The sequence below is a fragment of the Methylorubrum sp. GM97 genome (assembly GCF_024347855.1).
GTDB lineage: Bacteria > Pseudomonadota > Alphaproteobacteria > Rhizobiales > Beijerinckiaceae > Methylobacterium > Methylobacterium extorquens.
Genome location: NZ_AP025942.1, coordinates 4,453,876 through 4,469,848, shown reverse-complemented (window position 1 = coordinate 4,469,848; position 15,973 = coordinate 4,453,876). Strand labels below are relative to the sequence as shown.

Genomic DNA, 15,973 nt, shown 5'->3' with positions numbered 1-15,973 from the left:
GTCAGGCGCGGTGGTAGGCATCCTCGAGGCGGACGATGTCGTCCTCGCCGAGGTAGCTGCCGAGTTGCACCTCGATCAGTTCGACATCGTCGTTGCCGGGATTCTCGAGGCGGTGGATGGCGCCGAGCGGGATGAAGATGTGCTCGCTCTCGCGGTAATCGGCGACCGTGTCGTCCACGGTGACCCGGGCGCAGCCGCGCACCACGACCCAGTGCTCGGCCCGGTGGCGGTGCTTCTGCAGTGAGAGCCGGCCGCCGGGCGCCACGGTGATCCGCTTGACCTGGAAGCCGTCGGAGGCCTCCAGCACCCGGTAGCTGCCCCAGGGGCGGTGCGAGGAGGCGTGCCACTCGGCCTGGGGCCGGCCCTTGCTGCGCAGGATCTCGACCATCTTGCGCACGTCGCCGCAGCGGCTGCGGTCGGCCACCAGGATCGCGTCCTTCTCGGCCACCACGACGAGATCCCGCACGCCGACGAGCGAGGTCACCATCCCGTCCGAGGAGACGAAGCAGCCCTCGGTGTCGAACAGCTCGGCCGCGCCGCGGCTGACATTGCCGAGATCGTCCCGCTCGCTGATCGCCCAGAGCGCGTTCCAGTTGCCGACATCCGACCAGCCGCAGCGCATCCGCGCGACCGCGGCGCGGCTCGTCTTCTCCATCACCGCGAAGTCGAGGGAGGTCTTGTGGGTGCCGGCAAACCCCTCGGCGTCGAGGGCGAGCGCCCCGCCCTCGTCGGCAGCGGCCTCGACCGCCAGGGCGGCGGCGGCGGCCGTGTCGGGATCGAACGCGGCGTATTCGGCGCACAGGGTGTCCGCCCGCATCAGGAAGTTGCCGGAGTTCCACAGCCAGCGGTCCGAGAGGTAGGTCGCGGCCCGCGCCGCGTCCGGCTTCTCGGCGAAGGTGTGCACGGCGTGGCAGCGCGCCTCGACGCGGGTGCCGGGCCGGATCCAGCCATATTCGGTGCTGGCGTGATCGGCCTCGATCCCGAAGGTGACGAGCCGCCCGGCCCGCGCCGCCGGCAGGGCGGAGGCCACGGCCCGCCGGAAGGCGCGCGGTTCGGTGACGATGTGGTCGGAGGGCAGCACGAGCACCACCGCCTCCGGATCCTCCCGCGCCACCAGGGTGCAGGCGGCCAGGATCGCCGGGCCGGAATCGCGGCGCTCCGGCTCCAGCAGCAGGGTGACGCCCGCATCGATCGCGGCGGCCTGCTTCTCGACGAGGCAGCGGTGATCGCGGTTGGCGACCACGATCGGCCGGGCGAAGAGCGGGCCCTGGAGCCGCAGCAGGGTCTGCTGGAAGGTCGAGTGCGGCCCGAGCAAAGGCACGAACTGCTTCGGCAATGAGGTGCGGGAGGTGGGCCAGAGCCGCGTTCCCGAGCCGCCGCAAAGGATGACGGGCTGGATCCGTGCAGGCATCGACGGGCGTCCTTTTGTGCTGGGACTTGGAAGATGGAACTTGGAAGAAAGGTCAGCGGGTTTCGATCGAGCTGCGCAGGGCGGGTGCCGCCTGCGAGACGGGGCCGGGAGCGGCCGCCCCGCCACGTGTGGGAGCCGGGGCCGGCGCCTCGCCGGTGCCGGCCTTGGCGGGTGAGACCTGCACGACGTCGCCCGGCAGCAGCACGGAGGTCAGGCTGGCCCGGAACGTCACTGCCCGGTCGCGCTGCGTCCGCGTCACCTCGACGTTCCAGCCGGTGGACTCGGTGCCGCCATCGGAGGCGGCGAGCCGTCGGGCGCGGCTCTCCAAGAGGTCGCGGGCGATGGGCAGGCTCGCCTCCGTCTCCAGCAATTGCTGGCGGGTGGCCTGGAGATCGGCCACGACCCGGCGGCGATGGCCGTTCTCGGTGTCGCGCTGGCGCAGGGTCAGTTCGCCGGTGGCGGTGCCGTTGCGGGCGAGTTCCGCGTCGATCCGGGCGAGTTCCGCCCGGACCCGGGCGTTCTCCCGCTGCCGATCCACCATGATCGTCTGCAGGCCGTGGCCGTTATCGGTCAGCCGCGCGTAGTTGCGGACCTGGGCCTCGGTCAGCTTGACCTGTTCCTCGATGAGATTCCGCTGCTGGGTCAGCGACGTCCGCTCGGTCTCCAGCCGCTCGACCTGCTGGCGCAGCAGGCCGACCTCGCTGCGCTCCGTCTCGCGCTGGAGCGAGAAGATCTCCTGCTCGCCGCGCATCAGCGCCGTCGCCTCCGGGCCGATCAGTTCGTCCGAGACGAAGCTCGTCCGTCCGTCGCGCTGGGCCTCCAGCCGGAGCTGCCGGGCGCGCTGGGCGAGCCGGGCGAGTTCCAGGCTCCGCAGACGCTCGCGCGCGGTCAGCATCTCGCCCTTGAGTTCGGTGATCGAGCGGTCGCCGACCCGCCCGCCGCCGGCCAGCGCCACCGCGCCGAGCACGGTGAGGCCGTAGCGGTAGGTGTAGCTGCCGGGCGAGCGCACCTCGCCCAGAACATAGACCGGCTTCATCTCGGAAAGCCGCAGGCTGACGGTGGCCGAGCGCAGGTAGCCGTCGTTGAGGCGGGTGCGCACCAGGGTCTCGGCCTGCTCGGGCGACAGCCCGGCGACCCGGACGCGCCCGACCATCGGCAGGTTCAGGTCGCCCACCGCATCGACCACGTACTCGCCGGTCAGGTCCGTCTGGCCGAAGACGACCATCGTCACCTTGTCGCCGCTCGACAGCAGCAGCGCGGTCTCGGCCGAGGGCTCCGGCAAGGCCTCCGGAGCCTGCGCCTCGGCGGCGAGAGGGGTGCTGGCGAGAAGGAGCATAAGTCCCGAGCCGAGCATCGCGCCGAGCGTGGCGCCGCGGCGCCCCTCGCCGCTCCAAAACCGAAATGTCCTGAAATCGAGCATGCCTTCGCCTCTCAGGCCGCTTGCCGGGCGCCGGCCGGCGACGCGGCCGCTCGGGAGACTGCTCCATTCGGGAGCTCTGCCCGATCAGCCGGTACCCCGGAGATGCCGGCCCGAAGCCCTCTGTGCTCGAGGGAGCACCGGGGAGAACCGGGAGGCGGCCGGGCTGCCGTGACGCCTTGTTTGAATGCCAGAGCCCCTCCCCGTTGGCTCTGGCTATTCGGTCACCTCGGGGTTCGCGACCGGGTTAGTCCGACGGTGCCGGTTGCGGCTCGAAGGCGCGGTTGGGAACCGATTCCGCGCGCGCCGCTTGGCCCACGGCAAGAAAGGGCTCGCACCTCCCGATCGTGGTAAACCGCCTTCGCACGCAGGACGTCGCGTCTTCCTCGAAACAGCAATGCCGAACCCGATCAAGGTCTCCTAAGCTGGGATCGACCGACAATGGGAGACGTCGAGCGATGAAGAAGCGTATCCTCGTGACGGGTGGGGCCGGTTTTGTCGGCAGCCATCTGTGCGATCGACTGGTGGCGCAGGGACACGACGTGCTCGCGGTCGATAATTTCTACACGGGCGACCGGTCGAATCTCGCCCAGCACCTGAGCAATCCGCGCTTCGAGGTCATGCGCCACGACGTGACCTTCCCGCTCTATGTCGAGGTGGACGAGATCTACAATCTCGCCTGCCCCGCCTCCCCGATCCACTATCAGCGCGACCCGGTGCAGACCACGAAGACGAGCGTGATCGGGGCCATCAACATGCTCGGGCTCGCCAAGCGCCTCGGCATCCCGATCCTCCAGGCCTCCACCAGCGAGATCTACGGCGATCCGGACGTGCACCCGCAGCCGGAGGATTATCGCGGCCTCGTCAGCGTCAGCGGCCCGCGCGCCTGCTACGACGAGGGCAAGCGCTGCGCCGAGACCCTGTTCTTCGACTACCAGCGCCGGCACCACGTGCCGATCCGCGTGGCGCGCATCTTCAACACCTACGGGCCGCGGATGAACCGCGACGACGGCCGGGTCGTCTCGAACTTCGTGGTGCAGGCGCTGCGGGGCGAGCCGATCACCCTCTACGGCGACGGCCGCCAGACCCGCGCCTTCTGCTTCGTCGACGACCTCGTCGAGGGGCTGATGCGCCTGATGAATGTCGAGGGCACGCTCGATGGCGCGGTCAATCTCGGCAACCCGACCGAGGTGACCATCGCCGAGATCGCCCATCGGATCATCGCGCTCACCGGCTCGCGCTCGGAGATCGTCTACCGCCCGTTGCCGCAGGACGACCCGCGCCAGCGCTGCCCCGACATCACCCGGGCGAAGGCGATGCTGCACTGGACCCCGAAGGTCGGGCTCGACGAGGGGCTGACGCGGACGATCGCCTATTTCGAGGCGCTGCTCTCGGCCTCCGGCTCGAGCGTGACGCCGTTCGAGCCGGCGCTGCCCGAACTCGCGAAGACCGGCTCATGAGCGCACCCCTCCCCCGCGTTCCGATCCTGGGGGTGCCGGTCAGCGCGATCACGCTGGACGAGGCGGTGATGGCGGTCGAGGACTGGATCCTCGCCCGCCAGCGCCACTACGTCTGCATCACCGGCGCCCACGGCGTCATCGAGTGCCAGACCGACGGGAGCTTGCGCGCGATCCACGAGCGCGCCGGCCTCGTCACGCCGGACGGGATGCCGCTGGTCTTCATGGCGCGCCGGCTCGGCTTCCCGCGCACGCAGCGGGTCTACGGACCCGACCTCATGCGCGCGCTGACGGCCCTGTCCGCCCGCAAGGGCTACCGGCAATACTACTTCGGAGGCGGCTCCGGCCTGCCCGAGCGGCTGGCCGCGCGGCTGACGGAGCAGTTCCCGGACCTGCCCATCGCCGGCACCTTCTCGCCCCCCTTCCGCCCGACCACGCCGGAGGAGGACGAGGCGATCGTCGCGCGCATCAACGCGGCGGCGCCCGACATCCTGTGGGTGGGTCTCAGCACCCCGAAGCAGGAATACTGGATGGCGCGCCACCGCGACCGGCTCGAGGTGCCGGTCATGGTCGGCGTCGGCGCGGCCTTCGACTTCCTCGCCGGAACCAAGCGGCAGGCGCCGGCCTGGATGCAGCGGCGCGGGCTCGAATGGGCCTTCCGCCTCGGCACCGAGCCGCGCCGGCTGGCCCGCCGCTACGGGCGGATTGTGCCCGAATTCATGCTGCGCGCCGCGTTCCAGCTCCTGAACGCGCCGTCGCGACCGCGCCGATCCTTCTAAAGGCCATCCCGAGGCTTTTCGGAAAAACAGTTCGCATCAATAGCTTGGCACTTGTTTTGGGCGGGGAGACCCGCCCGCGACCGGCGCCTTGGACCCTGATCTGGAGACGTGGCCCGATCCGACGCGATCGAGCCACGTCTTCCGTCGTGTTCAGCCCAGAGGCGTTCCCGACGCCGAAATCGCGCGGGGCCGGGGCTCTTGCGGGGCACCCGGCACGCGCTCCGTCATGCTCTCTTTCGACGGGCCGGGCCCCTCTTGGCCGCGCAGCGCCCCAAAGGATTACGGTAGCGCGAAAGTATGATCGCCCATCGAGAAGATATGCTCAGTCGGCCCTCGAAATAAGAATGGAAGCGCCAAAGCAGAAAAGGCGTCACACCCATGTCGAAGAGCGCAGTTGTTACCGGGGCCGGCGGTTTCATTGGTGGACATCTGGTGACGTACCTGCGTCGCCACGGCTATCACGTCCGCGGCGTCGATATTAAATATCCCGATTTCGGGAACAGCGACGCGGACGAGTTCATGCTCGCCGACCTGCGGTCCTTCGAGGAATGCCGCGAGGCGGTGAAGGGCGTTGACGAAGTCTACAACCTCGCCGCCGACATGGGCGGGATCGGCTACATCTCCGGCGCGCACGCCTCGATCACGTTCAACAACACGATGATCAGCGCGCAGATGCTGAAGGCCGCCTTCGACGCACGGGTCGAGCGGTTCCTGTTCTCCTCCTCGGCCTGCGTCTACCCGCAGCACCTGCAGGACGTGCCGAGCGTGATCCCGCTGAAGGAAGAGGATGCCTTCCCGGCCGCGCCCGAGGAAGGCTACGGCCTGGAGAAGCTCTACACGGAGAAGCTCTGCCAGTACTTCACCGAGGATTACGGCTTCCCGACCCGCTCCGTCCGCTTCCACAACGTCTACGGGCCGCTCGGCACCTATGACGGCGGCAAGGAAAAGGCGCCCGCCGCGATCTGCCGCAAGATCGCGCGCACGCCCGACGGCGGCACGATCGACATCTGGGGCGACGGCCAGCAGACCCGCTCGTTCATGTACGTCGATGACTGCGTCGAGGGCATCTACCGCATCATGCAGTCGGACCATCACGGGCCGCTCAACCTCGGCACGGACGAACTCGTCAGCATCAGCGGCCTCGTCGATCTCGTGGCCGAAGTCTCCGGCAAGACGATCCACAAGGCGTTCGACCTGAGCAAGCCGCAGGGCGTGCGCGGGCGCAACAGCGACAACACCCGCCTGCGCGAGGTTCTGGGCTGGGAGCCCCTCATCCACCTGCGCGAGGGGCTGCAGCCGACCTACCGCTGGATCAACGAACAGATCCAGCAGGCACAGGCGGCCCAGGCGGACGCCGCCCCCCGGCAGGCCGCCGAGTAAGCGCGGCGATCCCGCGCTTTCCGCCCGCCCTCCCGCCCGTCACGCAGCACGAGCGAGCCCATGCCGGACGTCGATGTCGCAAATACCAGTCTCCTGCCGGCCGGCGGAGCCGGCTGGCAGGGACGACTTCGAGAGCGTCTCAAGGAGCGTCTCGGACCCGTCCGGTCCGGGCGCGCCGAGACGGTCGCCGAGGCACGGCGCCGGATCGTCACCGGCGCCCTGCTCGCGGGCGACACCGTCGCCGTGCTGGTCGCCTGCGGGGGAAGCCTTCTCGTGATGGCGGCGGCCGGAGCGGCCGCCGGCCTCGCGCCGGCCATGCTGACCGGCTGGTGCGCCCTGCAGATCGGCGCACTGGCCCTGTGCGGCCTCTACGAACCGATCGAGGCGGAGCCGATCGAGCGGCTCCGCCGCCGCGGTCTGGCCGCCGCCCTCGCGTTCGCCGCCGCCATCCTGGTCGGCGGCGGGCCCTGGTCCTGGCCGTGGTCCTGGGCCGCCACCGGGATCGCCGCCCTTCTCTCCATCCCGCTCGGGCACTACGCGGAGGGGTTTGTGCGTGCGCGTCTCGTCCGGCGGGGCGTGTGGGGGGCGGCGACCATCGTCTACGGCGAGGGGGCCACCGAGCTGGCCCGCAGCCTCGCCGCGCGGCCGGAACTCGGGCTCCGACCGATCGGCATCGTCCGCGCGGCCGATCAAGCGGTCGAACCCTTCCGCACCGTCGTGTCGCCGGGGCCAGGAGAGGACACCGAGCGGGCGGCCGAGCGCATGGCGAGCCTGCTGGAGGCGGCCGAGGTCGCCATCTGCACGCCCGGCGAACGCGAGCCCACCCGCTTCGCCTGGCTCACCCGGCACCCGTTCCGGCAGGTGCTCGTGGCGCACCATGCGCCGGAGGTGGAGACCGTGCGCCTCAAGACCCGCTGCCTCGGTCCCGTGGTCGGGCTCGTGGTGCGCCGGGCGATCTTCCTGCCGCACAACCTGCGGCTCAAGCGGGCGCTCGACCTTGCCGTGACGGTGCCGGGCCTTCTCGTCTGCGGACCGCTGATCGGTGTGCTGGCGCTCGCGGTGAAGATCGCCGATCCGGGCCCGGCCTTCTACGTCCAGCCCCGCGTCGGGCGGGATGGCCGCACCATCCGCGTGTACAAGCTGCGCAGCATGTTCCGCGACGCGGAGGCGCGGCTCGCCGAGCATCTGGCCGCCGACGAGGCCGCCCGGCGCGAATGGGACCGGTTCTGCAAGCTGCGCAACGATCCGCGCGTCCTGCCCGGCATCGGCGGCTTCATCCGGCGCACCAGCCTCGACGAGCTGCCCCAGCTCCTCAACGTGCTGCGCGGCGACATGAGCGTGGTCGGCCCCCGCCCCTTCCCCGCCTATCACACCGAGCGGTTCGGCCCGGCCTTCCAGGCGCTGCGGGCGAGCGTGCCGCCGGGCCTGACCGGACTGTGGCAGATCTCGGCCCGCAGCGACGGCGACCTCGCGGTCCAGGAGCAGCAGGACAGCTTCTACATCCGCAACTGGTCGATCTGGACCGACCTGTACATCCTCCTCGAGACGGTGCCGGCGGTGCTCACCGCCAAGGGCGCCCGCTGAGGAGGAGCCCCGGCGGCCCCTCCTCCCCTCGACGCGCTTCCCTTTTTCGATCCCGACGCAGGCGTGACCCATGGATCCGTTCCACGAAGCCGACCCGCCCGGCGGCGGGCGATCGCTGACCTCCCATTACGAGGCGGTCACCGGGCACGCCCTGGCGGTGCTCTGGCGGCGCCGGATCATGATCGCCTCGATCGCCGTGCTGTCGGCGCTGGCAGCGGGGGCGGCCACGCTCGCCCTTCCGCCGAGCTACACCGCCGAGGTGCTGCTCCAGTTCGATTTCGGCCAGACCCAGGACGTGCGCGGGACGGGCAAGTCCGGCCCGCAGATCGCCCTCGAACCGGCTTCGGTCGTCGAGAGCGAGGCGCGCATCATCCGCTCGTTTGCCATCGCGCAATCCGTGGCGGGCCGGCTCGAGGACGCCGGGCAAGCCAAGCAGGCGGCCCAGGCGGGGCCTGCCGCCAAGGAGGCATCCGCGGGATGGGTCGGCTCCCTGAGGCAGGCCCTCGAGAACCGGGTTCAGGCCGCGCTGCCCGCCCTCCCCGGCACCCGTCCGGAAGAAACCGCGCAGCAGGAGACCGAGCGGGACGCCCAGGCCCAGCGGCTCCTGCGCGGGCTCACCGTCGGCAACGACGCCAAGGCCTATCTGATCACCATCGGCTACCGCGACCGCGATCCGAAGCGGGCGGCGGAGACCGCCAACACCTTCGCCACCGAGTATCTCGCCCGCAAGATGCAGGCGGCCTCGCTCGCCACCGAGCGGGCGAGCCGCTGGTACGCCGAGCAGATCCAGGTCTCGCGCGGCGAACTCGCCCGGCTGGACAGCGAGATCGACGCCTTCCGCAAGCGCACGGGCTTCGTCGAATCGGTGCGCGAGGGCGTGGACCTGCGCGAGCAGCAGTTGCGTGACGCCCTCACCGAACTCTCCAGCGCCTCGGCCAAGCGGCTGGCGGAGGAGGCCCGGCTGCAGCGCGCCGGGGACGTGATGCGCTTTGGCGGCGTGCCCAACGCCTCCGACACGACGATCTCGCCGGTGATCCAGCAGATGCTGGCCGATGACAGCAAGCTGCGCCAGGAACTGGAGCAGCTCACCGCCGTCTCCGGCGACAACCACCCCAGCGTGCTGCGGCTCAAGGCGTCGATCGCCGCGCTCCAGCAGCGGCTTCAGCTCCGCATGGCCGAGGTGCTGAAACTGGTCGAGGTCGATCTCGGCGCCGCCCGCGGGCTCGAAGCCTCGGCCGAGGCGCGGGTCGCGACCGTGCGCCGCTCGCTCATCGAGAGCAAGGCGCTCGAATCGAAGCTCCGCGCACTCCAGGCCGACGCGACCGCCGCCCGCGACCGCCTGCGCGTCCTCGACGAGGGCTACCAGACCGCCAACGCGCTGAGCGAACTCAAGCCGGTGATGGCGCAGATGCTGGCGCCGGCCAAGGTGCCGACCCTGCCCACCGGACCCGGCCTCGGCCTGGTGCTCGGCCTCGGCCTGTTCGCCGGGGCCGGCGCCGGCTCGGTGCTGGCGCTCGGGCTCGACCGCCGCGACCGGGGCTATCGCAGCCAGGGCGAGATGGAGGCCGAGACCGGCCTGCCCTGCCTCGCGCTGCTGCCGAACCGGCCGGCGGGTGCGCAATCGGGCGAGCGCCTGGAACAGGATCTCCTCTTCCGCGAGGCCGTGCGGGCGGCGGTGGCCGAACTCGTGGCGGTGCGCGAGCCGCTCAAGGTCGTCCTCGTCACCTCGGCGATGCCTGGCGAGGGCAAGTCCGTCGTCGCCCGCTCGGTGGCGCGCTCGCTCGCCGCGATGGGGCGCCGGGTTCTGATCCTCGACGGCTCGCCCCGCCGCGCGGCGATCGAGGACGGCTGCCACGGCAATCTCGGACACGAGACGCCGGCCGACGACGAGGAGGCGGAGGGCCGCATCTCGACCATCCGCCGCGTCTCCGGCCTCAAGGACGGGCACGACATCTACGCCGAGCCGACCTTCGGCATGCTCGTGCGGGAGGCGCGCGAGCGCTACGACATCATCCTTGTCGAGGTGCCCCCGGTGCTGTTGCTGGGCGACGTCGCGCTCCTGCGCCAGCACGCCGACGCCGTGGTCCACGTCGTGGCGTGGCATGGCACGCAGAAGGCCGCCGTCACCGCGAGCCTCGCCTATATGCGCCGGCTCGGGCTGACCGTCGCCGGGCTCGTCCTGAACAAGGTCGATCTGAAGCGCCACGAGGGCCGTGCCGCGGACCGCGGCACGCTCTACCGCGACTTCTCGCACTACTACCGGAACAGCGCGTGATGGGCGCGCAATCCGCAGCGAGCCCGGGGGTGGCGATCCTCGTGAGCGAATGGACCTTCGCCTGCGCGGCCTGCGGGTCCCCCGCCGTCACCTGGCCGGCGGACCCGACCGCCGAGGCGGCCATCGCCTGCGGCGGCTGCGCCCGGCCGCTGGGCACGCTCGCCGCCTTCCGGGCCGGGATCGAGCGGGTCCTGGCCACCCACCGCTCCCACGGGCACGGCCAGGGCGTCGAGGCTTTCCCACCCACGACCTCGTCCTGAGGTGCTGCGCAGCAGCCTCGAAGGATCCTCCGGATCCCGTGCGGTCCCCGGACAATCCTTCGAGCCTGGACGATCCTTCGAGGGTCGCTGGCGCGGCCCCCTCAGGATGAGGCGGAGGGATGGGTTTTCCGCCTCAGCGCGCAGGCGTCGCGGTCAGACGAACAGGATATGGCCCGCGCTTAACTCGGCCTTCTGGGTGTCGGCGAGCCAGAGCGTGTCCGATCCTGAGCGGATCGCGACATCGGTGCCGACGTCCTGCGCCGCGGCCAGGACGGCCTCGAACGAGCCGAACATCGACCGGCTGATCTCGATCGCGTCGGGTGCGGAACCGCCGGTCTCGAAATCCTCGACCCAATCGGTGCCGTTGCCGGCCTTGAACGCGAACCGGTCGGCCCCGGCCCCGCCCCAGAGATGATCGGTGCCGCTGCCGCCGTCGAGCCGGTCGTTGCCGGCCCCGCCATAGAGCGCATCGTCGCCGGCCAACCCGTTGAGCGTGTCGTTGCCGTCCATCCCGTCGAGGTCGTCGGCGGCGTTCGATCCGGTCATCGTCTCGGCCCCGGCGGTGCCGTCGCGGTTGAGGCTGGTGCCGGAGGGTGAGGCGGCGACCGGGGGCGGTGCCGGGCTGTCGCCCGTGACGACCCCAACGACGGTCCCGACCGTACCCGCCACCCAATCGAACACGTTTTGGATCGGCGTCATCGGCGTGGCCGAGGGCGCTGCCGACACGTCCGCGCCGGCCGAGGACGGCCCCCAGGCGATGTTGTTGGCCACCGCCGGGTCCGTGTAGGTCGAGTCGACGATCGACACGCCGTCGCCGGTCGCGTTCCAGATGACGGCGTTGGACAGGGGATCACCCCGGCCCTGGTCGGCGGCGATGTTGTCGAAGGAGCGGGTGTCGATGAAGGACACGTCGTCCGAATAGGACGAGAAGCCGCCATTGCCCATGTGGATCACGTCGACGTTCTGGACCTGGCCACCCTGCGAATTGCCCTCGAACATCACGCCAACGCCGCTCGGCGAATTGTTGCCGTCGATCACGCCGTTGGTAATCGAGACGTTCTGGCTGTCGATGATCGAGACGTTGTCCTCGACATGCGACCCGTTCGGATCGTTGGTGACAGCGAAATCCGAGAGGCTGCCGTTCGGCGACTGGTAGAACTGGACGAACTGGCCCGACGGATAGAGCCCGTGGAAGTCGTGGCCCTCGATGTGGGAGAGCGTCGCGCCGGGCGACTGGCCGAGATAGATGCCGGTGCCGCTGTCCTGCAGGGTCACGTGCGAAGCGGTGAAATCGGGCGCATTGACGACCCGGATGCCCGTGGCCTCGCCGGCCAGACCCCCGTTGCCGTTGGGCGGATCGGAATTGACGATCAGGCTGTTCTCGACGGTGACGCCGCTGGAATCCTCGACGACGATGCCGTTGCCGTCGGCGTGGTGAATGGTGACGTTGCGGATGACGACATTGTCGTGCTCGACGCGGATGGCGTTGCCGTCGGAGACCCAGAGATCCAGATTTTCGATGACCTGTCCATCATGCGTCGTACGGATGGGCGTGGTGCTTGTGGTCAAACCCGTGGGCATATTTGCTCCATTTGTTAATATTACAACAAAATCAATAACTATATGAATAGAATCAGTGGATCGACCTAGCAAATCTGCAACGTAATTAATCTGCGCTAGGCCATGCGGCCTATTCGGCCTGGGAAGTCATTAACCGTAAAGCTTTTAGCCAAGGCACCGCGGCCCGATATTTTTCGCAGCGCACAACCGATGTGGCCGTGTGGCCACGCTTGATCGGGCGGTAAGAGATTCGATGGCGCGCCGCCGCCGGCCGGGGCCGCGGAGGATCCCGCGGCCACGACCGAAAGGCGCTTCGAGTCTGCCCCGCGCAGCATCCGGCGACCGGCCCGCGTCCCTTCGGACGCGACGGTGCACCGGACGCTTCGCGGGAAATGCTCAGACGAACAGGAAGTCGCCGGCCGAGAGCTGCGCCTTGTGAACGTCGGCGAGCCACAGCGTGTCGGCGCCCGAGGTGATGGCGACATCGGAGCCGACATCATGGGCCGCGGAGAGCAGGGCATTGAACGAACCGAACATCGCCTTGCTCACTTCAACGACGTCCTGCGCGGTGCCGCTGAGCTGGAAGTCCTCGACCCAGTCGGTGCCGTTGCCGGCCTTGAACACGAAGTGATCCGCGCCGGTGCCGCCCCAGAGGTGGTCGGTGCCGCTGCCGCCGTCGAGCCGGTCGTTGCCGGCCCCGCCGTAGAGGCGGTCGTCGCCGGCGAGCCCGTTGAGCGTGTCGTTGCCGCCCCGCCCGTCGAGGTCATCAGCGAAGCGCGAGCCGGTCATCGTCTCGGAGGCCGCCGTACCGTCGCGGTCGATGCCCGTCCCGGCCGGGGCCGTGGCCGTCGGGGCCGTGGCCGCCGGGGACGGCGCCGGAGTCGGAGCCGGGGTCGGGGCCGGGGTCGGCGCAGGAGTCGGGGCAGGCGTCGGCACCGGGGCCGCAACCGGCGTGCTGTCGGTCGCCGTCCCGTCGAACACGTTGTGGATCGGCGTCATCGGCGTGGCCGAGGGCGCTGCCGACACGTCCGCGCCGGCCGAGGAGGTTCCCCAGACGATGTTGTTGGCGACCCCTGGGTCCGTGTAGGTCGAGTCGTCGATCGTGACGTTGTGGCCGGTCGCGTTCCAGATCAGCCCGTTCGACAGCGACGCGCCGCGGCCCTGATCTCCGGCATCGTTGTCGAAGGAGCGGGTGTCGACGAAGGACACGTCGTCCGAGTAGGACGAGAAGCCGCCATTGCTCATGTGGATCACGTCGACGTTCTGGACGTGGCCACCCTGCGAATTACCCTCGAACATCACGCCGGCACCGCTCGGCGAGTTGTTGCCGTCGATCACGCCGTTGGCGATCGAGACGTTCTGGCTGTCGATGATCGAAACGTTGTCCTCGACATGCGAGTGGCTCGCATCGTTGGTGACAGCGAAATCCGAGAGGCTGCCGTTCGGCGACTGGTAGAACTGAACGAGCTGACCGCCGGGGAACGGCCCGTGGAAGTTGTGGCCCTCGATGTAGGAGAGCTTCGCGTTCGGGGACTGGCCGAGATAGATGCCGGTGCCGCTGTCCTGCAGCGTCACGTGCGACGCGGTGAAGCCGGACGCGTTGACGACCCGGATGCCGGTGGTCTCCGCATCGGTCTCGCCCCCGTTGCCCGTGGGCGGATCGGAATTGACGATGAGGCTGTTCTGGACGGTGACGCCGCTGACGTCCTCGACGACGATGCCGTTGCCGTCGGCGTGGTGGATGGTGACGTTGCGGATGACGACGTTGTCGTGATCGACGCGGATGGCGTCGCCGTCGGAGACCCAGAGATCCAGATTTTCGATAACCTGTCCGTCGTACGTCGTGCGGATGGGGGTGGTGCTATAGGTTTGGCCCGCAGGCATGATTGCTCCTTGAGATGCGATGATCGCAACGGAGCGGGGGACTAAAGAATGTTAGCGAGCAGATCGATTGCGTAAATCTGCAACGTACCCCGTGAGGACTACTCCCCACGAGGTATGGGCCGACGAAAACGGTTCAGCTTAATGCTGTTTTCTCGCGGGTCTTTGTCAGAAATTTTCTGACAGACAACGGTTTGTTGCCGAACGGCCACGCTTGATCGGCCGGCCTGGGTATCGCCAGGCCGGCTGCCAAAGGTCCTCCTCCCCGAATCATGCCTTCTTACGGTCTTCGGGTGATGGGTTCGGCGAGCCGGCGCTCCCCCCTATCCGCACGCGGGGCGAGGGGACACGCACCCATCAACGAGGTGATCAGCCGGAACCGTTATCACGCGCCTCTTCGGTCAGAGGTGTGGTCAAATCGTCTGGTTGTAGGCGCCCACCTCCGGGTGCTGGCGCAGCACCCCATCCACCGCCGCGAACATCTCGCGAAGCCGCGCTTCGGAGACCGGGCTCTCGACCACCACGACGAGCTCCGGCTTGTTCGAGGAGGCCCGCACCAGCCCCCAGGTGCCGTCGGCGGTGGTCACGCGCACGCCGTTGACCGTCACGAGACTGGTGATCGAATGGCCGCCCACCGGCTCGCCCGCCGCCTCGAGTGCCCGGAACCGCTCGGTCACGGCCTCGACCACGCCGTACTTCACCTCGTCGGCGCAATGCGGCGACATGGTCGGCGAGCCCCAGGTCTTCGGCAGCGCCCGGTAGAGGTCGGCCATGGTCTGCCCCGGATTGCGGTCGAGCATCTCGATCACCGCGATCGCCGTGAGCAGGCCGTCGTCGTAGCCGCGACCGACCGGCGCGTTGAAGAAGAAGTGGCCCGACTTCTCGAAGCCGGCGAGCGCCGAGAGTTCGTTGACCCGGCGCTTGATGTAGGAATGCCCCGTCTTCCAGTAATCGGTGCGCACGCCGCGGGCCTGCAACTCGGGGTCAGCGGCGTAGAGGCCGGTCGATTTCACATCGACCACGAAGGTCGCGTTCGGGTGAAGCTTCGACAGGTCGCGGGCCAGCATGACGCCGATCTTGTCGGCGAAGATCTCCTCGCCCTCGTCATCGACCACGCCGCAGCGGTCGCCGTCGCCGTCGAAGCCGAGGCCGACATCGGCGCCGGTCTCGCGCACCTTGTCGGCGATGGCGTGCAGCATCGCCATGTCCTCGGGGTTGGGGTTGTAGCGCGGGAAGGAGTGATCCGGCTCGACATCGAGCGGGATCACCTCGACGCCGAGCCGCTCCAGGAGCGCAGGGGCGAAGGCGCCAGCCGTGCCGTTGCCGCAGGCCGCCACGACCTTCAGCTTTCGCGAGACGGGTTTGGCGCGCGCCACGAGGTCGTCGAGATAGACCTGAGCGAAGTCGGAGACGAATTCGTAGGCGCCGCCGTCGCGGTACTGGAACGCGCCCGTGGTGACGATCTCCTTGAGGCGGCCCATCTCGTCGGGGCCGAAGGTCATGGGGCGCTCGGCGCCCATCTTTACGCCGGTCCAGCCGTTGTCGTTATGCGAGGCCGTGACCATGGCCACGCAGGGGCAATCGAGGGCGAACTGGCCGAAATAGGCCATCGGCGAGAGCGCGAGCCCGATATCCTTCACCCGCAGGCCCGCCGCCTGCATCCCGGCGATCAGCGCGAGCTTGATCGAGGCGGAGTAGGCGCGAAAGTCGTGGCCGGTGACGATGTCGGGGCGCACGCCGCGCTCATGGATCAGCGTGCCGAGGCCGAGGCCGAGCGCCTGGACGCCCATCAGGTTGATCTCCTGCGGGAACAGCCAGCGGGCGTCGTACTCGCGAAAGCCGGTGGGCTTGACCATCGGCAACTGCTCGAAGGCGAAGGTGTTGGGCTCAAGCTTCGGAACGGGCGTGGGAAAGGCCTTGGAGGTATCGAAGGACATGACAGACCTTTCGCGAGGGCGGCGCACGAGAG

Annotated in this window: 11 protein-coding genes; 6 read left to right on the top strand and 5 right to left on the bottom strand. The window is 69.3% G+C overall.

All coding sequences use genetic code 11. From position 1 onward, the window contains the following. Position 1: 1 nt before the first annotated feature. Both MSPGM_RS20850 and MSPGM_RS20845 read right to left on the bottom strand, forming a co-directional pair. Positions 2-1,411 (bottom strand): mannose-1-phosphate guanylyltransferase/mannose-6-phosphate isomerase, encoded by a 1,410-nt coding sequence (locus tag MSPGM_RS20850; RefSeq protein ID WP_003605922.1) that lies wholly within the window; start codon positions 1,409-1,411, stop codon positions 2-4. Between the two features lie 52 nt (positions 1,412-1,463). Continuing rightward, positions 1,464-2,831: a polysaccharide biosynthesis/export family protein gene (locus MSPGM_RS20845; RefSeq protein WP_003605921.1), complete on the bottom strand. Its 1,368-nt coding sequence runs from the start codon at positions 2,829-2,831 to the stop codon at positions 1,464-1,466. Between the two features lie 455 nt (positions 2,832-3,286). Here MSPGM_RS20845 and MSPGM_RS20840 point away from each other — a divergent pair, with 455 nt between their 5' ends. From MSPGM_RS20840 to MSPGM_RS20815, 6 genes are all read left to right on the top strand, one after another. Then, positions 3,287-4,288, top strand: a complete 1,002-nt coding sequence (locus tag MSPGM_RS20840) for a UDP-glucuronic acid decarboxylase family protein (RefSeq protein ID WP_003605920.1) — start codon at positions 3,287-3,289, stop codon at positions 4,286-4,288. Next, positions 4,285-5,064 (top strand): WecB/TagA/CpsF family glycosyltransferase, encoded by a 780-nt coding sequence (locus MSPGM_RS20835; protein ID WP_003605919.1) that lies wholly within the window; start codon positions 4,285-4,287, stop codon positions 5,062-5,064. The genes MSPGM_RS20840 and MSPGM_RS20835 overlap by 4 nt, the downstream gene beginning before the upstream one ends. A gap of 378 nt (positions 5,065-5,442) precedes the next feature. After that, positions 5,443-6,444, top strand: a complete 1,002-nt coding sequence (locus MSPGM_RS20830) for an NAD-dependent epimerase/dehydratase family protein (RefSeq protein WP_003605918.1) — start codon at positions 5,443-5,445, stop codon at positions 6,442-6,444. A 60-nt stretch (positions 6,445-6,504) separates the two neighbouring features. Continuing rightward, positions 6,505-8,028, top strand: coding sequence for an exopolysaccharide biosynthesis polyprenyl glycosylphosphotransferase (locus MSPGM_RS20825; protein WP_015857400.1), 1,524 nt, complete (start codon positions 6,505-6,507; stop codon positions 8,026-8,028). 70 nt (positions 8,029-8,098) lie between these two features. Continuing rightward, positions 8,099-10,303 carry a GumC family protein gene (locus MSPGM_RS20820; protein WP_003606910.1) on the top strand — a complete coding sequence of 735 codons (2,205 nt, stop codon included), beginning with the start codon at positions 8,099-8,101 and terminating at the stop codon, positions 10,301-10,303. After that, positions 10,303-10,563 carry a hypothetical protein gene (locus MSPGM_RS20815; RefSeq protein WP_015857399.1) on the top strand — a complete coding sequence of 87 codons (261 nt, stop codon included), beginning with the start codon at positions 10,303-10,305 and terminating at the stop codon, positions 10,561-10,563. The genes MSPGM_RS20820 and MSPGM_RS20815 overlap by 1 nt, the downstream gene beginning before the upstream one ends. 153 nt (positions 10,564-10,716) lie before the next feature. Here the strand turns inward: MSPGM_RS20815 and MSPGM_RS20810 are convergent, their stop codons facing one another. The 3 genes from MSPGM_RS20810 to MSPGM_RS20800 form a co-directional block, all read right to left on the bottom strand. Further along, on the bottom strand, positions 10,717-12,144 hold the full coding sequence (locus MSPGM_RS20810) for a right-handed parallel beta-helix repeat-containing protein (protein ID WP_209688309.1): 1,428 nt from the start codon (positions 12,142-12,144) through the stop codon (positions 10,717-10,719). Positions 12,145-12,519: 375 nt separating this feature from the next. Beyond that, the gene (locus MSPGM_RS20805; RefSeq protein ID WP_015857397.1) at positions 12,520-14,007 is read right to left on the bottom strand and encodes a right-handed parallel beta-helix repeat-containing protein; all 1,488 of its coding nucleotides are present in this window, start codon (positions 14,005-14,007) and stop codon (positions 12,520-12,522) included. A 410-nt stretch (positions 14,008-14,417) separates the two neighbouring features. After that, the gene (locus MSPGM_RS20800) at positions 14,418-15,941 is read right to left on the bottom strand and encodes a phosphomannomutase/phosphoglucomutase (protein ID WP_003602338.1); all 1,524 of its coding nucleotides are present in this window, start codon (positions 15,939-15,941) and stop codon (positions 14,418-14,420) included. Positions 15,942-15,973 lie beyond the last annotated feature (32 nt).

Excerpts from the sequence above, each read along its gene's own strand:
- MSPGM_RS20850 (WP_003605922.1), bottom strand. The coding sequence starts at position 1,411 with ATGCCTGCACGGATCCAGCCCGTCATCCTTTGCGGCGGCTCGGGAACG.
- MSPGM_RS20845 (WP_003605921.1), bottom strand. The coding sequence starts at position 2,831 with ATGCTCGATTTCAGGACATTTCGGTTTTGGAGCGGCGAGGGGCGCCGC.
- MSPGM_RS20840 (WP_003605920.1), top strand. The coding sequence starts at position 3,287 with ATGAAGAAGCGTATCCTCGTGACGGGTGGGGCCGGTTTTGTCGGCAGC.
- MSPGM_RS20835 (WP_003605919.1), top strand. The coding sequence starts at position 4,285 with ATGAGCGCACCCCTCCCCCGCGTTCCGATCCTGGGGGTGCCGGTCAGC.
- MSPGM_RS20830 (WP_003605918.1), top strand. The coding sequence starts at position 5,443 with ATGTCGAAGAGCGCAGTTGTTACCGGGGCCGGCGGTTTCATTGGTGGA.
- MSPGM_RS20825 (WP_015857400.1), top strand. The coding sequence starts at position 6,505 with ATGCCGGACGTCGATGTCGCAAATACCAGTCTCCTGCCGGCCGGCGGA.
- MSPGM_RS20820 (WP_003606910.1), top strand. The coding sequence starts at position 8,099 with ATGGATCCGTTCCACGAAGCCGACCCGCCCGGCGGCGGGCGATCGCTG.
- MSPGM_RS20815 (WP_015857399.1), top strand. The coding sequence starts at position 10,303 with ATGGGCGCGCAATCCGCAGCGAGCCCGGGGGTGGCGATCCTCGTGAGC.
- MSPGM_RS20810 (WP_209688309.1), bottom strand. The coding sequence starts at position 12,144 with ATGCCCACGGGTTTGACCACAAGCACCACGCCCATCCGTACGACGCAT.
- MSPGM_RS20805 (WP_015857397.1), bottom strand. The coding sequence starts at position 14,007 with ATGCCTGCGGGCCAAACCTATAGCACCACCCCCATCCGCACGACGTAC.
- MSPGM_RS20800 (WP_003602338.1), bottom strand. The coding sequence starts at position 15,941 with ATGTCCTTCGATACCTCCAAGGCCTTTCCCACGCCCGTTCCGAAGCTT.